The following is a 21067-nucleotide window of genomic DNA, read 5'->3' as shown; positions in this document are numbered from 1 at the left end:
TGAGGCGGGCATGACGGCGGCCGACGGTTTTTTCTACATCTTCTCGGCCATCTGCGTGGCTTCGGCCTTCATGGTCATCGCGGCTCGCAACCCCGTTCACTCGGTCCTGTTTCTCATTCTCGCCTTTGTGAATGCGGCCGGACTGTTCATGCTGCTCGGCGCGGAGTTCCTCGCCATGATCCTCATCGTGGTCTACGTGGGCGCCGTGGCGGTTCTGTTCCTCTTCGTCGTCATGATGCTCGACGTCGACTTCGCTGTGCTGAAGCAAGGATTCCTGCAATATCTGCCGGTCGGCGCGCTTGTCGGAGCCGTCGTTCTGATCGAGCTGGTTCTGGTGGTCGGCGGCTGGACGCTCGCACCCGCCGGCTCCCGTGTCTTAGGGTCGGCCACGCCGGCGGGCATCAGCAATACAGCGGCGCTCGGGCGCATCCTGTACACGCAATATATCTATTTCTTCCAGGCGGCCGGCTTCATCCTTCTCACGGCGATGATCGGTTCGATCGTGCTGACATTGCGCCATAAGGTCGGAGTGAAGCGGCAGAATATCTCCGAGCAGAACCTGCGCGACAGGCACAAGGCCGTGACGCTGCGCAAGGTCCCGTCCCGCGCTGGTTTGTGATCAGGACTCATCCATGACCATCGGTCTTAACCAATATCTGATCGTCGCCGCTATCCTGCTCACGCTTGGAATCGCTGGTATCATCCTCAACCGCAAGAACATCATCGTCATTCTGATGTCGGTCGAACTGATCCTCTTGGCCGTCAATCTGAACCTCGTGGCCTTCTCGTCTTACCTGGGCGACCTCACGGGCCAGGTCTTCGGACTTTTGATCCTGACCGTGGCGGCAGCGGAATCGGCCATCGGCCTGGCGATCCTCGTCGTCTATTACCGGAACCGCGGCACGATCGCGGTCGAAGACATCAACATGATGAAGGGCTGAGGCGGGTCAGATGTATCATCTCATCGTCTTCCTGCCACTTCTCGGCAGCTTGATCGCGGGTGTGTTTCGCCGCCAACTCGGGGCACACCGGGCGGAGCTGGTGACCACGTCGCTCGTCGGCATCTCTGCGCTTCTGTCCTGGGTGGCATTTTTTCACGTCGGACTCGGCGGCGGCACCACGCGCGTCCTCGTCGCGAATTGGATGACGGTCGGCAATTTGCAGATCGACTGGGCGTTCCGCATCGACACGTTGACGGTCGTCATGTTCGTGGTGGTGAACACCGTCTCGACGCTCGTGCACGTCTATTCGATTGGATACATGGAGGAAGATCCGCACCGTCAGCGTTTCTTCGCCTATCTGTCACTTTTTACCTTCGCCATGCTGATGCTGGTGACCGCCGACAACCTCGTTCAGATGTTCTTCGGCTGGGAGGGCGTGGGTCTCGCCTCCTATCTGCTGATCGGCTTCTGGTATGAGCGGCCGAGCGCCAATGCGGCGGCCATCAAAGCATTCGTGGTCAACCGGGTTGGTGACTTCGGTTTCTCGCTTGGCATCTTCCTGGTCTTCGCGCTCACGGGCTCGGTTGCCTTCGATGCGGTCTTTGCCGCCGCTCCGGGCCTCGTGGGGAAGTCCTTTCATGCCTTCGGCATCACCGGGAACGCTCTCACCATCACCTGTCTGCTGCTGTTTATGGGCGCCATGGGCAAGTCGGCGCAGTTCCTGCTGCACACCTGGCTGCCCGACGCCATGGAAGGTCCGACCCCGGTGTCGGCCCTGATCCATGCGGCGACCATGGTGACCGCCGGTGTGGTGATGGTGGCGCGCCTCTCCCCCCTGTTTGAGCTGGCCCCGCACGCGCTTAATTTCGTGCTCATCATCGGTGGGACGACAGCGTTCTTCGCCGCCACGATTGGTCTGGTTCAGAACGACATCAAACGCGTGATCGCCTATTCGACCTGTTCGCAACTTGGCTACATGTTTGTGGCACTCGGCTGCGGCGCCTATGGCGTGGCCGTCTTCCACCTCTTCACGCATGCTTTCTTCAAGGCCTTGCTGTTCCTTGGCGCCGGATCGGTGATCCATGCGATGCACCACGAGCAGGATATGCGGAAGATGGGCGGTCTCGCGGGTAAGATCCCGATGACGTTCCTGATGATGACGATCGGCACGCTTGCGCTGACCGGTTTCCCATTGACGGCGGGCTATTACTCCAAGGACGCGATTATCGAGGCCGCTTACGTCTCCCATCGACCGGCGGCTCTCTACGGCTTCCTGATGACGGTCATCGCGGCAGGGCTGACCTCGTTCTACTCCTGGCGCCTTGTCTTCCTTACCTTCTTCGACGTTCCGCGCACCGTCGAAGGATCGACCGAGCCTCATGATTCAAACGCGCATGACGAACCGATTGCGGGTGATCAGCATAGCCATGCGCATGGAAATGCCGCGGCCGATGTACATGGGCATGCTCATGGCCATGGGCATCATCATGAACCGCACGAGTCGCCCAATGTGATGCTCATCCCGCTTTACGTGCTCGCCTTTGGGGCTTTGTTCGCCGGGCTCATCTTCAAGCATTTCTTCATCGGTACGGGGGCGGAAAGCTTCTGGAAGGAAGCTCTCTTCTTCTCGCCAAACAATCATGTGCTCGAAGACATGGAGCATGAAGTTCCCTTCATGATCGGTTTCCTGCCGACGATCATGATGCTGCTCGGGTTCTTCGTCGCTCTCTATATGTACATTCTGGCACCCGGCACCGCACAACGGCTCGCGGAACGAAACCGACCCTTGTACCTGTTCCTGTTGAACAAGTGGTACTTCGACGAGCTCTATGACTTCCTGTTTGTACGTCCAGCCTTCTGGATAGGACGCCTGTTCTGGAAGGGTGGCGATGGGATGATCATCGACGGGTTTGGACCGGACGGGGTCGCGGCGGCTGTGATCGGCGCCACCGGCCGCGTCGTGAAGATCCAGACGGGCTTCGTCTATCATTATGCCTTCGCGATGATGCTCGGCGTGGCGGCCTTCATCACCTGGTATTTGGTCGGGGGTATTCACTGATGTTCGGGTTCGGAATTCTTTCAGGCCTGATCATTCTGCCTCTCGTCGGCGCCGCTTTCATTCTGGTGCTGCGAGGTGAGGACGAGTCCACGCTGCAGAACGCGCGCTGGGCGGCGCTGATGACCACCGTGGTGGTGTTCCTCTTGTCGCTCGTCGCCTGGGGTCGCTTTGATACAAGCACGTCTGCGTTTCAGCTCATCGAGAGCAAGGCGTGGTTCGGCTCGGGCATCGGTTACAAGCTCGGCGTCGACGGTATCTCGATGCCGTTCGTGCTTCTCACAACCTTCCTGATGCCCTTCTGCATCCTGGCGTCCTGGTCCTCGATCCAGGTTCGCGTGAAGGAATATTTCGTCGCCTTCCTGGTTCTTGAATCCCTGATGATCGGCGTGTTTTCGGCGCTTGATCTCGTGCTGTTCTACCTCTTCTTCGAGGGTGGTCTCATTCCGATGTTCCTGATCATCGGGATCTGGGGCGGGAAGCGGCGCATCTACGCGAGTTTGAAGTTCTTCCTCTACACGTTGCTCGGCTCGCTGCTGATGCTGCTCGCGATCATGAAGATGTATGGCGTCGCCGGCACCACCGACATCACGGTTCTCCTACACACGCCTTTCGCGCGCTCCATGCAGATCTGGCTCTGGCTGGCCTTCTTCGCCTCCTTCGCGGTGAAAATGCCGATGTGGCCTGTCCACACGTGGCTGCCCGACGCGCACGTCGAGGCGCCGACGGCCGGTTCGGTGATCCTGGCAGGTATTCTCCTGAAGATGGGTGGGTACGGCTTCCTCCGTTTCTCACTTCCCATGTTTCCGGAGGCGTCGCATTATTTCGCGCCTCTGGTCTTCGCCCTGTCGGTCATCGCAATCGTCTACACCTCGCTGGTCGCGTTGGTGCAGGAGGATATGAAGAAGCTCATCGCTTATTCGTCCGTCGCCCATATGGGGTTCGTGACGATGGGCATCTTCACGATGACGACCCAAGGCGTCCAGGGCGCCGTGTTCCTGATGATCTCCCACGGGATCGTATCCGGCGCGCTGTTCCTCTGCGTCGGCGTGATCTACGACCGGATGCATACCCGTGAGATCTCGGCCTACGGTGGACTTGTCAACCGGATGCCGCGCTATGCGGTGGCCTTCATGGTGTTTACCATGGCCAATATTGGATTGCCGGGCACGTCCGGTTTCGTGGGTGAGTTCTTGACCATGCTGGCCGCATTCCAGGTCAACACCTGGGTGGCGCTGATCGCGACTTTGGGGACCATTCTGGCAGCCGCCTATGCGTTGTTCCTCTATCGTCGTGTGGTGTTCGGAGCGTTGGAAAAAGCTTCGTTGAAGACCATCATGGACCTGAACGCGCGCGAGATTGTCACTCTGGCGCCGCTGATCGCCCTCACGCTCTACTACGGCGTCCACCCTGGGCCGGTGCTCAATGCGTCGCAGGCGACGGTCGACGGTGTGGTGAAAGCCGTCTCCCTACCTGCCCCGACCCACACCGCAAATCTTGCCGGCCAATAAGGAAGAACAATGGTCATCGCCGGATTTAGTCTCGCACCCGTTCTGCCCGAGTTCATCCTCGCCGTCGGTGCGCTTCTGCTTCTGCTTTTTGGGGCGGTCGCCGGGGAGCGGCTGACCAAGGTAGTCTATGAGATCGCGATCGTTATCCTGGGTGTCGTCCTGCTCACGGTTATTTTCGACAAGCGCGGCGAGAGCATCAGCTTCGATGGTGCCTTCGTGGATGACCCGTTCAGCCATTTCATGAAAGTATTGGCGCTGATCGGGTCGATCGCGACACTGATCATGTCCATCCCGTTTCTGCGACAGCAGGGGATCAACAAGTTCGAGTTTCCAATCCTTGTCATGCTGTCGACGCTCGGCATGATGACCCTGATTTCGGCCGGCAATCTCATCGCGCTCTATCTTGGTTTCGAGCTCATGAGTCTCGCGCTCTATGTGATCGCGGCGTTTCACCGCGACGACGGTCGCGCGAGCGAAGCGGGCCTCAAATATTTTGTGCTCGGCGCCTTGTCGTCCGGGTTGCTGCTCTACGGGGCATCGCTGATTTACGGCTTCACGGGGTCGGTTAATTTCGCGGTGATCGGTACGGCACTGCAGGGCAACGCCGGAATCGGCGTGGTGTTCGGTCTCGTGTTTCTAAGCGCCGGCCTGGCCTTCAAGATGTCGGCTGTTCCCTTTCACATGTGGACACCTGACGTCTACGAGGGTGCACCGACTCCGGTAACGGCTTTCTTTGCGACAGCGCCCAAGATGGCTGCGGTTGCCATCACGGTGCGTGTCGTCATCACGGCCTTTCCGGGCATTGTGGCGCAGTGGCAGCAGATCATCATCTTCATCTCGATCGCCTCAATGCTTTTGGGATCGTTCGCCGCGATCGGGCAGACAAACTTCAAGCGGCTGATGGCCTATTCGGCGATCGGAAATATGGGCTTCGCTCTGGTGGGGCTCGCCGCAGGGACCGAGGCGGGTGTCTTCGGCGTATTGATCTACATGCTGATCTATCTTGTGATGACGCTTGGGACTTTTGCGGCGATCCTGGCCATGAAGCGGAAAGGTCTCAATGTTGAGACGATCTCCGACCTGGCGGGGCTGTCTCGGCATAACGGCCCCATGGCGTTCTTTCTCGCCATGATCATGTTTTCCCTGGCAGGCATTCCGCCGCTCGCGGGTTTCTGGTCGAAATTCTATGTCTTTCAAGCGGCTATCCAGGCCAACTTGTTCGCGCTGTCCGTGATCGGCGTGCTTTCGAGCGTCGTTGCCGCCTTCTACTATCTCAGGATCGTCAAGTTGATGTATTTCGACGAACCTGTAGAAGCCTTCGATCCGATGAGTCCGGCCGTAAACGTGGTTTTGTCGCTTGCGGGAGTCTTTGTCCTTCTGTTTACGATCTGGCCAGGTCCGTTCAAGGATGCGGCGACGGTCGCAGCTCACTCCTTGTTCTGAGGCGTGACCTTACGATTGCGGGACATCGATACTGCGCCCCTGACACATGTGGCGCGGCTTGGCTCGACGAATGAGGAAGCATTGGCTCACGCCCGAAGAGGCGATGCGGGGCCGCTTTGGATTAGTGCCGACCAGCAGACGCAAGGGCGTGGTCGACGGGGTCGATCATGGGTTTCGCCCGTGGGCAATCTCTATGTGTCGCTCATGTTTCGAACCGGAGCGGCACCATCTGCCTTGCCGCAGTTGGCTCATGTCGCCGCGGTTGCTCTTGTTCAAGCGATTCGGGCGACGGCAAGCCCTGTGTCTCGCCTGTGCATCAAGTGGCCCAATGACGTCCTGGTCGACAAGGCAAAGGTGGCCGGGATTCTGGTGGAAGCCACTATGGCGCCCGACCGGACACAAGCCTGTGTGATCGGCTGGGGAGTCAATTGCTCGTATCACCCTGAGGGACTGGCGTACCTCACGACCGACCTCTCGCGCGTGTCCGGGCGTGCCATCTCGGCGGCGGACCTGCTTCAGCACCTGCGCCCGGCGATGGCGGAACATCTCGCCTTGTGGGATGAGGGCCGAGGTTTTGGTGAAATACGGGCTCTGTGGCTCGCGGACGCCTTGCCGGTCGATACGCCCTTGACCGTCCGCTCGGATCGGGAGCAGGTGGAAGGTCGATTTCAGGGTATTGACGGACAGGGTCGGCTCCTGTTGCTCGGGCCTCACGGCCCTGTGACGGTCGAAGCCGGAGATGTATTTTTGGACGAAAGATCAGCCGCCTCTGTCGGCTGACAATGGTGGATGATGATGGCAAATCGCGACGACAATCTCGTCTTCTGCGCCCTTGGGGGCTTGGGCGAGATCGGCATGAATGCGGCTCTCTATGGTTTCGGACCGCCCAATCGCCGAAAATGGATCATGGTGGATTGTGGCTTGTCCTTTGCCGGGCCGGAGTTGCCCGGCATCGATCTGGTCATTCCCGACATCAGTTTTGTGGAGTCGATCCGGCGGGACCTTCTCGCGCTCATTATCACGCATGCCCATGAAGACCACATAGGAGCTGTGGCGGACCTTTGGCCAAAACTCGGATGCCCTGTCTATGCGACACGTTTCGCGGCGGGATTGTTGGAGGTCAAGCGTCTGAACGAGCCGGGTGCGCCGCGGATCCCGATCACGATCATGAAGCCGGGCCAGCGGCTCGATCTTGCACCCTTCGAGGTGGAGATCATCTCGATGGCACATTCGGTCCCTGAGAGTACCGGTCTGGCCATTCGGACCCCAGTGGGTCTTGTGGTGCACAGCGGCGACTGGAAAATCGATCCGACGCCATTCGTGGGTGAGCCGACCGACGAAGCCCGCCTGCGGGAGATCGGGCAGGAGGGCGTCCTGGCCCTCGTCTGCGATTCGACCAACATCATGCGACCGGGGGTCAGCCCGTCCGAGACGGAAGTCGCCGACCGTCTGCGCGAGATCATCGAACATTCACCGGGCCGTGTAGTGGTCACCACTTTCGCGTCCAATGTGGCGCGGTTGCGCGCGGTCGCTGTTGCGGCTGCTGCCTGTGGACGAAGTGTTATCGTGCTTGGCCGCGCGATGGACCGTGTCATCGGTGTGGCACGGGAATGCGGCTATCTGGATGGGGTGGCGCCGTTCCTGTCCTCCGACGCTCTCGCTCAACTGCCTCGCGAACGGGTCGTTATTCTAGCCACCGGAAGCCAGGGGGAGGTGCGTGCAGCTCTCGCCCGCATTGCTCAGGATGATCATCCAGATGCGCGCCTGACGCAGGGAGATCGGGTGATCTTCTCGTCGCGCACGATCCCGGGCAACGAGCGGGAGGTGGGAAAGATCATCAACGGTCTGATCCGTCAGGGTATCGAAGTGGTGACCGACCGCACCGAGCTGGTGCATGTCTCGGGGCACCCCCGTCGTGAGGAGGTGGCCCAGCTCTACGGCTGGTTGAAGCCTCACATCGCGATCCCGGCGCACGGCGAGCCGCTTCACCTGTCTGAGCACGCGGCGTTCGCACGTTCGATCGGGGTTCCGCATGTGATCCGGGCAAGTGACGGGGATGTGGTGCTGATTGGTCCGGATGAGCCAGGCATCATCGCGGATGCACCCCATGGGCGCATCGCCAAGGACGGCAACATGCTGGTTCCGGTTGGCGACCCGTCGATTGCCGCCCGAAATCGGTTGGCCTTTGCGGGAGTGGTCTCGATTGCCTTCGCGATCAGTGCACGGGGTGAACTCACGGGAACGCCGGATGTCGTGTTCTCGGGGCTTCCGTCCAGGACCCGGGATGGCCAAGCCATGGATGCCGTCATCGACGCCGCCATTTTCGACACGCTCGATAATCTCGGTCGCAACAAGCGCCGGGATGCCGACGCGACCTCGACGGCTGTCGAGCGCGCTGTTCGTGGCCAAGTCGGCGCGGCTTGGGGCAAGAAGCCGACCGTGCATGTGTTGGTGGTCGAGGTCTGATCGGGCGTCTGTCGCATGACCCTGCCGGTCAGTCTCCCGATGGCACTCGCCATTTACTTCACTCTTTGGTGGACGCTGTTGTTCGCGGTGCTGCCGTTCGGAGTTCGCTCGCAGCAGGAGACGGGCACCACGGTGCCCGGCAGCGAGCCCGGCGCTCCGCAGACCCCGGCTCTTCTGAAAAAGGCGCTGTGGACGACCGTTCTCACGACGGTCGCCTTCGCGGCCTTGATGGTGGTCCTGGCCTTGAATCCCGATGCGTGAGACCGTTCAGGCCTCCACAGCCTCGGATTTCAGCATGAAACAACCGCTGATGCGCCACTGACCATCGACCTGGGTCATCGTGTAGGCGGCGGTCCAAACGCCGCCTTTGCTGTCGACGATCGTCATCTTCTGCACCAGTCCAAGGGCCGTCTGAGACAAGTCGCCAAAGTGGGTTGACTTGGGATGCACGAGCGCGCTGTAGGATTGGTGCACCATGCTCATGAAGGCGCCGGGATCCGGGAATTTCTCTTTGATTCCAGGCGACGCGAAGGATTCCGCAGTCGTACCATCTTCGCTTTGAAGCGCATTCAGCTGTTGTGTGATTACCGACTGGATGGCCGTTTGGGCCGCCGCGTCGGGCGCATCGCCGTCCGCCAAGGCGGGTGAGACGGAACACAGTGCAAGGAGGGCAGACACCAAGATCGCAGGGCGCATCGCAGGCCTCGCTCGTTCGGTCGCCAATCGACCTGATCTGATCATGGCGCTGAACCATGTATCGGACCAGAGCCAAGGCTGCGACTTCTTCTCAGGCAGCTTCGGCTTGACCATCAGGCACGATGCCGCTAGGTGCAGTGTGGCTCGGTGAGAGCGCGTAGCTCAGTCGGTAGAGCATCTGACTTTTAATCAGAGGGTCCTGGGTTCGAGTCCCAGCGCGCTCACCAAGCGTTATCAACGGGTTTAATGTTGTTTAGGGTCACTCCTGCTTCCCAGAAAACTTGTTTGGGAAGCACATGGGAAGCTTGATGTTATCCACAGCTTAATGGCCGGACCCTCTCGGCCACTCCGGCACGCGATCAATGGACAAGCACTACGCCCACCTTGCGCCGTCCTATATGGCCGATACGATCCGGAGCATGGGGCCTGACTTAGACGCTTGAGTGCGTGATTCGGCCCTAGTGGGCCGTAATTGCAGAAGGCTCGTTCGACCTGGAACAGGAGCTTCACACGTCGCCGCGCCGTAGCAATCAAAAACCGATCCGGATGTACTCGATCCGGCAGCGAACCGTCGCACCCGCATTTCCGCGCAATTTGAAAAAATCCACTGCGCCATAGGCGGTCTCGCCTGAGCCCACGTTCTGGACAGGATGACTGTTGGTCTCGATGGGTTCATCTTCAACCAGCGCCGTACAATCAACGGCGATAATAGCCACCGGCTGTGACGCGTGGTTTGTCACACTGAAGTTCACGGTCGCTTCGTCACGTCCGTCGATCTGCAGCTTGCCCGTTTTAAGTGTGGCATTGCTCGGATCGAGAAATCCCTCCGGCAGAGCAACAGCGCCCGCGATGCCCGTCGAAAGGACTAACAGCACCGACGCCACGACCATCAATCGCATGAATGCGCTCCACGAAGCACTGCTCCAAGGTCGTAGCACGACGGCTCATACGCGCAAAAGTCCTGGGCGCCTTGCCGGATTAAGCAACCTGTGTGACCGTGCGTCTACTAGATCTGGAGCACAGTATTGCTGAAATCGTTCGTTTTTGCGGTCTTCTCTTTCGGCGCTATCTCGACCGCCAACGCGGCCGGCGCGGGCACCGATCTAAAAGACAAGGCCGACGAGGCAATGACGAACTTTCAGTTTTGCACCGCAGAGAAGATCGCCACCCTTGGGAAGGCGGAATCGTCCGAGTTCCTCGTGACTGCGGCCTTGGAAGCATGCCGGCAGGAAGCGGATAATGCGACCGAGGCTTTCTTCGCGTTCGCCAAACAATCTATGCACGCGACGGCGCAGCAGCATGAAGCGATTGCGGAGCTCTACGCAAAAGAGATGCACACCCGGGTCGTTCAGCTCGTCGTCGCTTTCAAATCGCAGCACTAGACGCGCAAAAGCCCCGCTCTTCGACAAAAGCAGGGTGCTCTAGCGCGTCACCTCGCCGGATGCTCCAACGGCGCGGCGCGCCGTTCGTAAAGCAAGTCAAATGCGACCCGCGCTTTGGATGGCGCGCCGAGGCAATCCTTCATAAGCCGTCTGGCTATTGTGTTCGCCTGCATCTCCTCAGCGTTCAAAGTCACGACATTGGATGCCGGCTTGCGAGCGGATAGGCGCGGCGATGCTGGGCAATCGCGAAGGCGATCGGATCGGCGGGGGTGTGGGTCGGCAAAGCGGTGTAGTTCACGCCGAAGGGCGTGGTAAGAATTTGGGTAGCCATTGGACGAGGCTTTTCGTTTGATGGTCAGGCCCGGCGAGGAATTGCACTTCCTCGCCGGTGCCGTCATCATGCGACGAAGTTCGGCCGCCGTCAATAGCCAACACATTGAAAGTATTCGTTTTTGTCGTAACGAAAGCGACAAAAGCGATAGCTTCGGGACACGGAGAGATGCAGCCAATGTCACAACGTGAGTTTTATAAAGAAGGCGATGGCGAGATCGGCTCTCGGTTCTTTCTTGTGCACGATCTGGAACATGGGTCCATGCCGGTCCATGTCCTTCACCTGCAAACAACCGAGCATGACACCTCGCATGCCACAAGCGAAACAGCGTTCATTCTGAGCTTGCCAGACTTTCTTCACGAAAAAAGTCCGGCGCAGGGCGCACTTCTAGACCTCATTGCCACTCTGGCAGCGAGCGAGCCTTAAGGCCCGCCGGCAAGCGTCCAAAACGGAGCACCCAGTTGGCACTTAGCGACCGCAAGAGGCTGGCGGAGCGACGCCCGGGTGCGGGCAAGATGGGGCGATCTGACGCCCGATCGTCTCACCGAGTGCCGCATCCCAACTGGAGAAAGAGGGCTTCCAGTGCAGCATCCGCGGGTCATAGTGCGACTCGGAAAAGGCGTCGCGCAATGGCGAGCTGAGGAGCAGGCGGGCGATGGACGCTGAGGAAGAGAAGAGAACCCTGAAAGAGGAGCTCGATCGCCTGAGAACCGAGGTGGAAGCTGGTCAGGGTTCCGAACCGTCCGATGCCAACCGTGAACGTCAGCAGCAAATCATCCGGCGATTGGCCGATCTTGGCGTTCAACTAGGCTAAAAGGTCGGCGGCTTCGACGCGAGGTAGGCGGCGGAGATCCCGTTCATCCCCCGTCAACCCTGCTCCAACATTATGGTCCAGCAGACGCGCCGCCCCGTACCTCAGACATACAGATGGCGACACGTCGGCACGGTTGTGCTGAGGATGGCTTGGCCGGACAGCCCGGGACAAAACTGGTCGCGCTTAGTGTCGAGGCCTCGATTGACCTTGACGGCCTGAGTTGCCTTGTCGTCTAGCTTGTTAGCAAGTTGGGAGACGCGCGTGGCAAAATTTGAGTGGGGCGGTATCGGGAAGGCCGAAGGGCTGTTCATTTTCGGAAATGAGGAAGGCACTTTCACGTTTACGCCTCGCCAAATCCTTCAAACTTCTACCGAGAGCGAAAGTGGGCTTGTTCAAGTGCCAGTCACGCACGAGCGCGCGAAACAGCGAGCGAGTAGGCTGGCCGAGGAACTCATCGCATACCTCATAGATCATCCCAATGCTTGAGGGCTTCATCAGCCGGAGCGCTTGAACAGCGCCCCGCACTGCTCATAGACCGATCTCGACCGTCGCCGCGGAGCACATTCAGAAGCCCGACTACGATTGACCATCCACAAAAAAACGCCCGCAGCAAAAGCCATGGGCGCGGACGGCGATGTGGCGATCCATCACATCAAAAGTTAGTGGGCGACAGTCCATATTGCGGTGATCGCCACCGCGCCTGTCCCGCATGCTACACACCATCTGGCTCTGGCTGTTCCTTCCACGCGTCATCGTGGACGCTGATCGACTTATGGCCGCCAATCCGTACCGGGCTCACGCTGCCGCGATGGCAGGCGCGAAGGGCGACCTTGAGGTAACCGATAATGGGCACTGGCACGACGTCGCGACTGAGATCAAGCGCCGACGAGGCCGAGCTTCCCGCATTTGGTCGCGATGCCTGTGAGCGCGATGGCCGAATTCAAGAGAGACGAGACACCGGGCGCGCAACGCGGACACGCCCGGCGTAGGGTCACGGCCGGACGAGCATCCTGCCGCATCAGAATAGTGAGATGAGGCGGTGATGAGAGTCGAGCTCATGCCGCCACGCGGGCTACCGATCAAGCCGTCAATCCGGTGGCAGAGCCGACACACGTTCCCGCGCACGCATACCCCGCCGGAGTTCAAGCTCTCTCATGGCGCTTTATACATTACGCAAAGGTAACGCAGTCTCACCTAACCGCGGATGGCCCCGAACCTACTAAGATCAGCCCGCCGCCTTTCACCTCGCGTCAACCCTCGTCCAGCATTGTGACCCGGCTGACGCGCCGCCGCGTACCTCAGATATACGGATGGCGGCGCGTCGGCACGCCACTTCCTGGGTAGGGTTGGCCGGGCCGCCCGGCACTGTCGTGCTTCGCCAGCCGAGAGGTGCGCTCTCGAACAGTCGCGGCCTGTCATCGGGAAGCAATTCACTTGTCATGCGACACGCTCGCGTTCGGATCTTCAATCGGCCGCGGCTTGGATCCCGCTATCACGATGATCGCGCTGAGGATAAAAAGCATGATGTAGGGAAAAATGCTTTGGCGACGGATGCGGACGAATCGGCGTGTTTTGCGAGGGGGAAGATTGCTGGGCATCCAAGCATCCTACCTAAGGTCGCTACATTGAGGTCGCACTGCACTCCGCAATTCATTAAATCCCGCCGATGACCTTTGCCATGACCACGAGCACGACGACGCCTACTAACGCCATCATCGCGACAATGGGCCAGACCTTCTTGGCGACGCCTGAGGAGGGATCGGCTCGAAGGGCAGCTTTGCTGGTTGATGCCTCTTGCCGACGAGCCAGCGCGATCTCTTCTGGTAGGGGCGAATGGCCACCGGCTTCATCGTCAGTGCCAAGTGGTGAGACGCCAAGATCATGTACGGCGACACTTTCGCCGGCCTGAGCGACGTGAATGTCTTGCTTCAACTGGGCAACCGTGTCGCTGCCGCCTTGTGCTGATGTCTTCATGCGGAAGCAACGTGCAAGCGGTGAAAACGTATCTGCGCACATCGCCGCAGTAGAAAGATACAAAGGCAGATTGAGCCAACAAAGCCGGTCCGGCTTGGTGTCGAGGCTGCCGCGGGATCCTTGCGCGAGGCTGATCGCCTGGGTGCGAAGTGATGATCATCGTTTGACCAGATCAAAGATTAACATATCCTGGTCTCAAGCAATCGGCGGTTGACCAGATTGCCTCAGATACTCCGGGGGGAGTGGCGATGATCATTTTTGTAGGCGCCGTGTGCGCCGGCTTGGCCATTCTCGCCTATCTGCTCTACGTCGCGCCGGAGATGGACGTCGACTAAAGGACGGTCCAAAGCCATTTCAGGATCAGGAGAGTGGTCCAAAGCAGGTAGACGACCCAAACGACAGTCAGCAAAATGCCGGCAAGTACGAGCGCCACGCCGATGGATGGAGCTCGACGCGGCGCAGCGTTCGTCTCCCGTTCGTTCTCTATTGGGGCAATCTTGTCCGACAATGGCAGGCCACCGAGCTCAACGGAACTCAGGTGGCGAATGCCATGCCGAATCTGAATGGCAGTCGAACAGAGCGTCATAAACGGTTAAAAGTTAGAATTCTCACCGAGTTACGGATGGTCGCTTCCAGATGACCAACCGGTGTCATCAGCTCGGCCGTTCGAACATCGCCCCGCATTTCTCATAGACCGATTGCGATCGGCGCCGCGGGCATTCCGCCGTCAAGATGACCAGGAGATCCGTCAACCTCGCGTCGCCGCCCGGGACAGCTAAACGAAGGTGCTCCACCGAGAGAACGTCGCGTCGCTCGCATCTGGCACAGGCCACGATGATCTCGGCGTGCGGCCACGTCGAGAGTCGAGGCACCTCGCCGAGAAGCCGCGGCTGGGAAGCAGCAGGCCGTTTCGGCCCGTCCTCACGAGCGGGAGACCGGCGGTGATGCACTGGCTCGTTCGGCACGATAACCATGGTCCGAGACCGTGATTCGCGCTGCTTGTCAAATTGATTAATTTCTCGTAACCAAACAGGTGCAAGTCATTTTTAAGGGAGGTTTTCAATGAGACGTAAGAGCTTAATCACGACGGGCTTGGCCGGGTTACTACTGTTGGGTGTTGGCTCGGCGCAAGCGGGAGTCATCTTCACCGACAATTTCAACAATGAGACTCCAGGCACGCCTTCGACGCTCACGAACTTCAATATCACCGCCGGTTCGATCGACGTTATACCTTCCGGTGGAAACTTCGATTTCTACCCCGGCAATGGTTTGTACGTTGACCTTGACGGCACAAACACTCCCGGGTCGCCGGCCAGCACGATCTCATCAAAGATGCTGTTCAATCCAGGCACCTATACCGTAATGTTCAATCTCGGCGGTAACGACCGTGGCGATGGCGACAAGACGACTACGGTGTCACTGGGCGGGACCACTCAGAGCTACACACTCGCTTCCAATGCTGGTTTCCTAACGGAGTCATTCACGGCGATGGTGAGTGGCTCGGCTTCGGCGCTGAGCTTTACCGAGGTGGGCTCGTCTGACAACATTGGCAACATCCTCGACAACGTGAGCGTGTCGGTTTCCTCCGTCCCGCTCCCTGCTTCAGCGCCCATGTTCGGCGCCGCTCTTCTGGCGCTCGCTGGCTTTGGCTACGCGGCCAAGCGCAAGCAGGCTGCTACTGCGGCCTAAATTTCTCGGCAGAGATACTCGAACGTCCGCGGCGAGAGCTGCGGGCGTTTTCGTTGCTGCGGTGGCCGCCAACTATTCCGGCGTCACGAACACGGCCCCGCACAGTTCGTAGACCTGCGTGCCCTGCCTCGGGCAGCTTGCCGTAACGCGCCAAGAGATCCGTCAGCCGCTGGTCGCCTTAGTGGTGCAGCAGCCCCGCCTTGGAGAACCGCTAGGATTGCGTGCAGCACTAGCCGACCTCGTCGGCGGCCCAGCCCGACAAGTCGAGAAAGCGCGCCATGCAGCGCGCTCCGTATTTTCGGGGTTGCTCATTGTACCAGAGCAGCTTGAGGCCAGCTCGCGCAACAGGCCGTCGATGGTCTGCTCCGGCCCATACTCCGCCGCCAGACGCGCCGGTCGGTAGCAGCAGAGCCGATCGCAGAGCACGCAATCGATCTGAACCACGACCCAGGGATACTGCGCGAGTGTCTTCGGCCGAAGCATTCGCCAGCATGTGAACAGATGGAGAACGACGGCAGGAGTTCTGCTAGGATCGCGGCAAATAGTCGCGGGATGATGATGCCCAGTATCCCCTGATACGTCGTGGTGCCGTTTCTGCGGGATGGGGACGGCATGCTCTCGCCGGCCGAGGCCATGGAAGCGCCGAACGGGGAAGCAGCGCGGCGCCGGGCCTTGGCTGTGTCAACTGCGTCTGGCAACATCGGCGCCATCGCGTTCTCACGTACGGGCGATCCGGACAGCGGTGACTTTGCGGAGGGCGTGGTACTCGCGAGCTTCGGTGACGTCGACCTTGACGCCCTGGAAGGGTAATGTTCCAAGATGCCGCAACCGGTCGACCACATCGAAGCCTTGCGCCATCTTGATCCTGAGGGCGCGCTTGCCGGCCTGGACCTGACAGACTCAGAGGGCATGGCGATCCGTGCCGCAATCGATCTGTGGGGCATATCGCAAACGCCACCGTTGGCTGGGAATGCCGCCATTCGGGCCGCGCTCAAAGATTGGCTGACATGGATTGGATTCTGGGCTCACGTTGAGCCAAAGGAACGTGGATAGCCATGGCCAGCGTGAAGAGGGGACAGCTTGCCTCACCGCCCGAGTGGTGGAAGCACCTGCGCCGGGCAAAGCGCACGTTCAGGAAATCCGAACGGCTTGAGGAAAAATGGGATACTTCGCGGCAGCTACAGGAAGGTGTGAATTGACGTCGGTTGACCGGAAAAACTGCGTCGTCGCAGAACTACGCGGCCGAGCCGAAAACAGAAAAACAATCACCTACGGTGAGATGGGAGCGATGATCGGGCTCGCTTCACAAGGTCCGTGGAAAGTGATGCTGGATGGGATCGCTGCGGATGAGCGCGCGGAAGGGCGGCCGGATCTCGCGTGCTTGGTCGTGCGAGCCAGCACCGGCTTCCCCGGCTACGTCGGGACGAGCAAGGCGGAACGACAAGCTGCTCTGGCGATACGGCAGGCCGTGTTCGCCGCGCATCAAACAAAAACGTCCGCAGCGTAAGCTATGGGCGCGTACGTGTTGACCTGCCACGATGGTACAAGCGGTCGGCGCGAAGGGCCATCTAGCGTCGGCCGCGCTTTAGGCAGCGATGTGACACCCGGTGGCCCTCCGGCAGTCGTCTCGGGTTCCCTTGCTACCCAGTCCCAGCACCTCTCGACTCCGTGCCGTACCTCCACCATTATCAGCCCATGTGCGGACGGTTCACCCAAAATTACACGTGGCAGCAGGTCCGCGAGTTCCTGTCGGTCGTCGGCGCGCCGCTGAACCTGCAGCCCCGCTACAATATCGCTCCGACCACGACGATCGATGTTGTGCGTCTTGATTCAGAAGGATAGCGCGAGCTTGTCCGAATGCGCTGGGGATTGGTGCCGGGCTGGTGGTCGAAGCCGCTCAAGGACGTGCCGGCGACCTTCAACGCGCGTGCCGAAACAGTGGCCGAGAAGCCGATGTTCCGGAGCGCGTTCAAGGCGCGCCGTTGCATCATCCCTGCCTCAGCCTTCTAAGAGTGGACTGGCGAGAAGGGGGCGAAGGTCCCGCACCTGTTCAGCGCGGCAGATGGGTCGCCCGTGCTGGCGTTCGCCGGGTTATGGGACCGGTGGAAGAACCCTGAGGGCGAGCAGATCCTCTCGGCGACCATTATCGTTTCCGGCGCAAGCGAGTGGATGGTCCCCTATCATGACCGTATGCCCGTCCTGCTGATGCCGGAACATTTTGACGCTTGGTTGTCGGGCGGGGCCGGGCCGGATGTGCTGCGGCCGGCGGCGGAAAGCGCCTTGCGGGAATGGATCGTGTCCGACCGTGTGAACCGAACTGGTCAGGGTGATGATGATCCGAGTCTCGTCGAGACAGTCGGCGTGATGAAGCTGGTCCAGGCGAGGGCCCGAGAGGTCCGCTTCGGGGTGGAAAGCCGAAATTGGCACCCGGTCAATAAGCGGACCCTAAGTGGCTCGCATCGAATAGGTCGTTCCGGACTGTCGTTGAGTGGCTATGGTGGGCTTCGGCTGCAGCCGCATCCTGCAGAGACTTTCGGGGGTGACCTTGATCCGACAGCGTGGAGCACTGGTGATTGGGAATGCCAAATACACTGGACCAAACACAAAGAAGCTCAGAAACCCCGTCAATGACGCGACCGCAATCGCGACTAAGCTGAAACGATATGGGTTCTCTTTGACTACAGTTTACGACGGCTCATTCGTAGACATGCGCACCGCGTTGGACAATTTTCGGAGCATGATACAGCCACAAGGCGTGGCTTTGGTCTTTTTTGCCGGTCACGGTATCCAGATTGAAGGCGAGAATTTTATTTTTGCCTGCGATACCGATGCAAGCGGCGAGAATCAGGCGAAGTATTCGTCGCTTTCACTAAACCAAGTCATCGACGTACTTGATCGCTCAAAGGCGGACACCAAGATTGTCATTCTCGACGCATGTCGCGAAAACCCATTCGAAGCCGCATGGCATCGATCAGGTTCGAATCGTGGACTGGCCTCCGTGTTCGCGCCTCGAGGTACAATCATCGCCTTTGCGACGTCCCCAGGGCAAATCGCGGCCGATGGTTTGTCGAGCAATGGCGTTTACACCGGCGCGCTGCTGCAGCATATCGACGTACCGGATATTCCGATCGAAACCCTCTTCAAGCGTGTACGCAATACCGTCGCGGCTGATACGGGTGGAAAGCAAGTAACCTGGGAACATACCTCGCTCGCGGGCGACTTCTATTTCAACACTAGTTCAGCTAATATTGTGACCAGGTACGCGTCGTCGTCGCTTTCCGACAACTTGTTCGTCCCGGACCCAGGCAAAGCTTCGCATCAAATCATTCGTGGCTTGAAGAGCATCGACTGGTACATTCAAAATCCTGCGTTGGACCGGCTGACGCCGAAGTTAGCAAACACGGTCAAGGACGAGACTCTCTTTGTCCTCGGCCGAAACATTTATCAGGCTGCACATGGTGGCGCCCGATCAGCGGAAGCATTCATCCGGAATTTAGTCGGCAGTACAAGCGGGATGAAGCCGGAGAAAATTCGTGCGCTTCTCGATGGTATTCTTTTCGAGATTTTCTTCAACTCCAAAGGCGAGTTGCGCGAAGAAATCAAAGGAAATATGTTCAACGATGCGTTCGATCTGCAGAAACTTCCACAGTTCAAGGACAGTTTTGATTTCATCGCTGAAACCTTGGTCGGAGCGCATGCGGATTTCTACAGAGTGCCTGGCAAGGGCCATGCTCTCTCAGTGACGGTAGTTACGAAGGCTAACAAGCGCGGCAGCCTGGTCACTGGCGTATTCATCGATACGGTAGACGTACTTAGACTGAAAGATCCTGAGTATGCTGTGGAAGAGGACGAACCGATGTTGGCGCGAAGCTTAAGTCAAAGTGATTTCGAGGAGGAGCTTGCGAAGGAGTTGATTATCCCTAAGCGACTGCTGCAGGTGAGGTACACACCTGCGCTTCAGCCCACCGATACGATCCGGTATCGATATGGGTGGGGAGTCTCCAAAAAGTAAGCTCAAGGGCTGAAGTTGCCGATGCGGCTCAGAACCCTGTTCCCGACAGCCGGCCCCGACATCTACTTCCGTATCCCACCCAATTCGATCATTCTGGTCGCGCAGAGCTACGTCACTGAAACGATCGAAATGTTTCGGTGACAGTGGTGAGATGACCTCGCGCCGGCTGCATTCCCCTCAGCAGTGGCGTACGAAAGCCTGTCGCCCTTTAAGATGGCCAGGAATGGCTCACTGCCGGACGTATCAGGCTGCCTGCAACCGGACGGCTCGAACTTCCGCGTTGGGTCGGAATCGGGCTTTACTTTTCAGCCCGCTTCCGACCACTGGCCTCAGTGCGCTCCCTTGCCCAGCAGAGCCATGGCTCCGGCGCGGCCTTCGGCGGCTTTCCGGTGCCATTCCGCTTCATCGACAACCGCTCCAGCTGCCGCCGTTTGCGCCTCGAACGCCGCCGCACGTCGCCCGATCTCGGCGTCGGCGGTCGGATCGGGCGGCATGCCAAGCAAGGCCCTTGCGGTGGAAGCGCCCGCCATCGCGGCAACTTCGGCGCTGCCGGTCGACTTGTTCGACGCGGCAAGATGTTTGCCGGCTTCGTCGACGGACATTCCGGTTTCGAAGGCGAGAAAGGCGGCGTATTTCTGACGGCCGTCCGCCTCAGGGTGCCCAAGGATTGCGGCGATGCGATGATCGATTGAAGCGGACATTAGCGTGCTCCCCCAGTCCGTTTAGACTGGTCGCTCAAATTTGGCTGCTGAGCGGCTTCTTCGGCGGCGAGGCGCTCCTCCCGCTCCCCGAACCACGCAGCCTCATCGGGCCTCTGGATGCGAATGCCAACGGATTCAGTGCCAGCATATCGAGCTGAGATGGGCCTTGGCTCCGAGGGGCGCTGGGCGATAGGGGACAAGCTGATTGCCCGGCGGTCGGCGGCATCCCGTTGGGCCGCCTCGCGCTCCAGCGTTGCGCGCCATGCTTGCTCCTTTGCGTCCCAGATCGCGTCGTCATCGTTATGGATCGGCGGCAAGACTGTTGAGTCAGCTAAAGTCGGCAGGTGCCGGCTGGAGGGAGAGACAAAGCGGAATGCCTCGGTCCGAATGCGCCTGTCCAGCGGGAGCGACGCGTTGATCGAATCAACGGCGGCTGCCTGCGCCTGAAGTCGGTGAAGTGATTCGGCAACCGCGCGAGCTGCCGGCAGATACTCGTACAGAACGATGCGCCGATATTCATCGGCAACGAGTTTCGCTTCTTCCGCGAGATCGTCGAGGCGCGTCGCCACCTCGGCTTCCAGTGCCACTGGCAGAGCCGCTCGTGCAAATTCGGCGACCGCGGTGGCGCGTTCGATGCAACGATCGACGCGGATGATTTCAGCGTCGGCGGTGTCGATTTCGGCATCGTCCGCACCGGAGATGACCAGCTCGTTCCGCTTGGTTTGCGCGTGACGTCGTGCCGACATTAGACTTGTGTGATCGCGTTCGCTTTCCTCGATATCGAGGCGGAGTCTGGCAGCATTCTTCATAATACAACCCTATGGTCGCGAGCCGCCCGGCGACAACATCATACCCGATGTGGAGGGTTTACGCACTCCAAAAAACCGGAAAACGCTGGATTTCGAAACAGCTCTGCTGTCGCAGCTTACTCAATTGCGGAAGACCCAGACTGCGGCGTCCACGTTGAGTTTGAAGACCAAGGCTCGGAGGTGAATGCTGAGAGGGCCGCGGCCATTGCCGGCCGGGCATCGGAAGTTCGGAAGGTCCGCGA

Annotated in this window: 23 protein-coding genes, 1 tRNA gene and 1 pseudogene; 18 read left to right on the top strand and 7 right to left on the bottom strand. The window is 59.5% G+C overall.

Features of this window, described 5'->3' with window-relative positions; translation table 11 throughout:
- Positions 1-10 precede the first annotated feature (10 nt).
- The 8 genes from M8523_RS17035 to M8523_RS17000 are packed head-to-tail and all read left to right on the top strand — an operon-like array spanning position 11 to position 8678.
- Positions 11-619 (top strand): NADH-quinone oxidoreductase subunit J, encoded by a 609-nt coding sequence (locus M8523_RS17035; protein ID WP_282586088.1) that lies wholly within the window; start codon positions 11-13, stop codon positions 617-619.
- 13 nt (positions 620-632) lie between these two features.
- Positions 633-941, top strand: a complete 309-nt coding sequence (nuoK, locus tag M8523_RS17030; protein WP_282586087.1) for an NADH-quinone oxidoreductase subunit NuoK — start codon at positions 633-635, stop codon at positions 939-941.
- 10 nt (positions 942-951) lie between these two features.
- Positions 952-3000, top strand: coding sequence for an NADH-quinone oxidoreductase subunit L (gene nuoL / locus M8523_RS17025; RefSeq protein WP_282586086.1), 2049 nt, complete (start codon positions 952-954; stop codon positions 2998-3000).
- Positions 3000-4508: an NADH-quinone oxidoreductase subunit M gene (locus M8523_RS17020; protein ID WP_282586085.1), complete on the top strand. Its 1509-nt coding sequence runs from the start codon at positions 3000-3002 to the stop codon at positions 4506-4508. The genes nuoL and M8523_RS17020 overlap by 1 nt, the downstream gene beginning before the upstream one ends.
- 9 nt (positions 4509-4517) lie before the next feature.
- Positions 4518-5951, top strand: a complete 1434-nt coding sequence (gene nuoN / locus M8523_RS17015) for an NADH-quinone oxidoreductase subunit NuoN (RefSeq protein WP_282586084.1) — start codon at positions 4518-4520, stop codon at positions 5949-5951.
- A gap of 3 nt (positions 5952-5954) precedes the next feature.
- The gene (locus M8523_RS17010) at positions 5955-6731 is read left to right on the top strand and encodes a biotin--[acetyl-CoA-carboxylase] ligase (RefSeq protein WP_345894261.1); all 777 of its coding nucleotides are present in this window, start codon (positions 5955-5957) and stop codon (positions 6729-6731) included.
- 15 nt (positions 6732-6746) lie between these two features.
- On the top strand, positions 6747-8417 hold the full coding sequence (locus M8523_RS17005; protein ID WP_282586083.1) for a ribonuclease J: 1671 nt from the start codon (positions 6747-6749) through the stop codon (positions 8415-8417).
- 15 nt (positions 8418-8432) lie between these two features.
- Entirely contained in the window at positions 8433-8678 is a 246-nt protein-coding gene (locus M8523_RS17000; protein WP_282586082.1) for a DUF1467 family protein, read from the top strand.
- Between the two features lie 6 nt (positions 8679-8684).
- On the opposite strand, the gene M8523_RS16995 is transcribed toward M8523_RS17000, so the two are convergent.
- Complete coding sequence (locus M8523_RS16995; protein WP_282586081.1) at positions 8685-9056, bottom strand: DUF4864 domain-containing protein; 372 nt, start codon at positions 9054-9056, stop codon at positions 8685-8687.
- 208 nt (positions 9057-9264) lie between these two features.
- Between M8523_RS16995 and M8523_RS16990 the strand changes: the two genes are divergently transcribed.
- Positions 9265-9340 (top strand) — tRNA-Lys (locus M8523_RS16990).
- 303 nt (positions 9341-9643) lie between these two features.
- Here M8523_RS16990 and M8523_RS16985 read toward each other — a convergent pair.
- Entirely contained in the window at positions 9644-10012 is a 369-nt protein-coding gene (locus tag M8523_RS16985; RefSeq protein ID WP_282586080.1) for a hypothetical protein, read from the bottom strand.
- Between the two features lie 126 nt (positions 10013-10138).
- Between M8523_RS16985 and M8523_RS16980 the strand changes: the two genes are divergently transcribed.
- Positions 10139-10495, top strand: coding sequence for a hypothetical protein (locus tag M8523_RS16980; protein WP_282586079.1), 357 nt, complete (start codon positions 10139-10141; stop codon positions 10493-10495).
- A gap of 190 nt (positions 10496-10685) precedes the next feature.
- On the opposite strand, the gene M8523_RS16975 is transcribed toward M8523_RS16980, so the two are convergent.
- Positions 10686-10826, bottom strand: a complete 141-nt coding sequence (locus M8523_RS16975) for a hypothetical protein (RefSeq protein WP_282586078.1) — start codon at positions 10824-10826, stop codon at positions 10686-10688.
- 177 nt (positions 10827-11003) lie between these two features.
- On the opposite strand from M8523_RS16975, the gene M8523_RS16970 reads away from it, so the two are divergent.
- Both M8523_RS16970 and M8523_RS16965 read left to right on the top strand, forming a co-directional pair.
- On the top strand, positions 11004-11252 hold the full coding sequence (locus M8523_RS16970) for a hypothetical protein (protein WP_282583319.1): 249 nt from the start codon (positions 11004-11006) through the stop codon (positions 11250-11252).
- Positions 11253-11481: 229 nt separating this feature from the next.
- On the top strand, positions 11482-11640 hold the full coding sequence (locus tag M8523_RS16965) for a hypothetical protein (RefSeq protein ID WP_282586077.1): 159 nt from the start codon (positions 11482-11484) through the stop codon (positions 11638-11640).
- Between the two features lie 1430 nt (positions 11641-13070).
- On the opposite strand, the gene M8523_RS16960 is transcribed toward M8523_RS16965, so the two are convergent.
- Together M8523_RS16960 and M8523_RS16955 are read right to left on the bottom strand one after the other, a co-directional pair.
- Positions 13071-13238 (bottom strand): hypothetical protein, encoded by a 168-nt coding sequence (locus tag M8523_RS16960; RefSeq protein WP_282586076.1) that lies wholly within the window; start codon positions 13236-13238, stop codon positions 13071-13073.
- Positions 13239-13293: 55 nt separating this feature from the next.
- Positions 13294-13614: a hypothetical protein gene (locus M8523_RS16955; RefSeq protein WP_282586075.1), complete on the bottom strand. Its 321-nt coding sequence runs from the start codon at positions 13612-13614 to the stop codon at positions 13294-13296.
- Positions 13615-14676: 1062 nt separating this feature from the next.
- Here M8523_RS16955 and M8523_RS16950 point away from each other — a divergent pair.
- The 6 genes and pseudogenes from M8523_RS16950 to M8523_RS16925 all read left to right on the top strand — a co-directional run bounded on the left by M8523_RS16950 (position 14677) and on the right by M8523_RS16925 (position 19315).
- Positions 14677-15303 carry a carbohydrate binding domain-containing protein gene (locus M8523_RS16950; protein WP_282586074.1) on the top strand — a complete coding sequence of 209 codons (627 nt, stop codon included), beginning with the start codon at positions 14677-14679 and terminating at the stop codon, positions 15301-15303.
- Between the two features lie 585 nt (positions 15304-15888).
- Positions 15889-16113: a hypothetical protein gene (locus tag M8523_RS16945; RefSeq protein ID WP_282586073.1), complete on the top strand. Its 225-nt coding sequence runs from the start codon at positions 15889-15891 to the stop codon at positions 16111-16113.
- Positions 16114-16122: 9 nt separating this feature from the next.
- Complete coding sequence (locus M8523_RS16940; RefSeq protein ID WP_282586072.1) at positions 16123-16356, top strand: hypothetical protein; 234 nt, start codon at positions 16123-16125, stop codon at positions 16354-16356.
- 142 nt (positions 16357-16498) lie between these two features.
- Complete coding sequence (locus tag M8523_RS16935) at positions 16499-16810, top strand: hypothetical protein (RefSeq protein WP_282586071.1); 312 nt, start codon at positions 16499-16501, stop codon at positions 16808-16810.
- Between the two features lie 188 nt (positions 16811-16998).
- A pseudogene (locus tag M8523_RS16930) lies at positions 16999-17934 on the top strand (SOS response-associated peptidase).
- Positions 17843-19315 carry a caspase family protein gene (locus M8523_RS16925; protein ID WP_282586070.1) on the top strand — a complete coding sequence of 491 codons (1473 nt, stop codon included), beginning with the start codon at positions 17843-17845 and terminating at the stop codon, positions 19313-19315. Before M8523_RS16930 ends, M8523_RS16925 begins: the two are co-directional and overlap by 92 nt.
- A gap of 329 nt (positions 19316-19644) precedes the next feature.
- Here the strand turns inward: M8523_RS16925 and M8523_RS16920 are convergent, their stop codons facing one another.
- Positions 19645-20016, bottom strand: a complete 372-nt coding sequence (locus M8523_RS16920; protein WP_282586069.1) for a hypothetical protein — start codon at positions 20014-20016, stop codon at positions 19645-19647.
- The gene (locus M8523_RS16915; protein WP_282586068.1) at positions 20016-20825 is read right to left on the bottom strand and encodes a hypothetical protein; all 810 of its coding nucleotides are present in this window, start codon (positions 20823-20825) and stop codon (positions 20016-20018) included. The genes M8523_RS16920 and M8523_RS16915 overlap by 1 nt, the downstream gene beginning before the upstream one ends.
- Positions 20826-21067: the final 242 nt, after the last annotated feature.

This window comes from Lichenifustis flavocetrariae (assembly GCF_026130545.1).
Taxonomy (GTDB): Bacteria; Pseudomonadota; Alphaproteobacteria; order Rhizobiales; family Beijerinckiaceae; genus Lichenihabitans; species Lichenihabitans flavocetrariae.
Note: the sequence above shows the minus strand (reverse complement) of the source record. Positions and strands in the feature narration are given on the sequence as shown.